Origin of the sequence: Bacillus cereus group sp. BfR-BA-01524 (assembly GCF_022662595.1) — a bacterium.
GTDB lineage: Bacteria > Bacillota > Bacilli > Bacillales > Bacillaceae_G > Bacillus_A > Bacillus_A thuringiensis_S.
In genome coordinates this window covers 1-205 of sequence record NZ_JAKUDW010000518.1, presented here as the reverse complement: position 1 = coordinate 205, position 205 = coordinate 1, and the positions used below count along the sequence as shown (strand labels likewise).

Genomic DNA, 205 nt, shown 5'->3' with positions numbered 1-205 from the left:
TACCACTGATACCATTGGTATCAATTCGCAGCTGCGGTGGTGTATTTAGCCCCGGTACATTTTCGGCGCAGAGTCACTCGACTAGTGAGCTATTACGCACTCTTTAAATGGGGGCTGCTTCTAAGCCAACATCCTAGTTGTCTAAGCAACTCCACATCCTTTTCCACTTAATACACACTTTGGGACCTTAGCTGGCGATCTGGGC

The 205-nt window shown here is 48.3% G+C and carries 1 rRNA gene; it reads right to left on the bottom strand.

The features are described from left to right. A 23S ribosomal RNA gene (locus MR170_RS32145) occupies positions 1-205 on the bottom strand; the annotation flags it as partial.